Source organism: Candidatus Hydrogenedentota bacterium (genome assembly GCA_016791475.1).
Taxonomy (GTDB): domain Bacteria; phylum Hydrogenedentota; class Hydrogenedentia; order Hydrogenedentales; family JAEUWI01; genus JAEUWI01.
Genome location: JAEUWI010000408.1, coordinates 1 through 544, shown reverse-complemented (window position 1 = coordinate 544; position 544 = coordinate 1). Strand labels below are relative to the sequence as shown.

Genomic DNA, 544 nt, shown 5'->3' with positions numbered 1-544 from the left:
AAGGCAGCGAGCCCGAGAGCAAATATCTCGCCTGGGCCAAGAGCGCCGGCGGCAATGTCAAGCTGACGTCCGATCCTATCGCGGCTGTCGAGGGCGTTGACTGCATCGTCACCGATACGTGGGTTTCAATGGGGCAGGAAGGCCGTGCGCGCGGCCACAATGTGTTCATGCCCTATCAGGTCAATGATGCCCTGATAAAGCACGCGCATCCCGATGCCCTGTTCATGCACTGCCTGCCTGCCCATCGCGGTGAAGAAGTAACGGATTCCGTTATTGACGGGCCGCACTCGGTCGTTTTCGATGAAGCCGAAAACCGGTTGCATGCGCAAAAAGCCATTCTAGCCTGGTGTCTCGAAGGAGGTCGCCCGCGTGTCTGATATGCCTGACATCACCAAGCGCTCCGACGAATACGTCTTCGCCGGGGATGATGCGGTTGTGCCGTTCCAAGTCGAGACACTCGATGCACGCGGCCGTGCGGTGCAATTGGGTGCGACGCTGGACGATATTCTCAGCCGACACGACTACCCGGAGCCGGTTGCAAAGC

The 544-nt window shown here is 59.4% G+C and carries 2 protein-coding genes; both read left to right on the top strand.

Annotated elements, in window-relative coordinates; translation table 11 throughout:
- Positions 1 to 377, top strand: a 377-nt coding sequence (locus JNK74_29945; GenBank protein ID MBL7650393.1) for an ornithine carbamoyltransferase, incomplete at its 5' end; no start/stop codon positions are given.
- 1 nt (position 378) lies between these two features.
- A partial coding sequence (locus JNK74_29940; GenBank protein ID MBL7650392.1) for an Hsp33 family molecular chaperone HslO occupies positions 379 to 544 on the top strand: 166 nt, incomplete at its 3' end.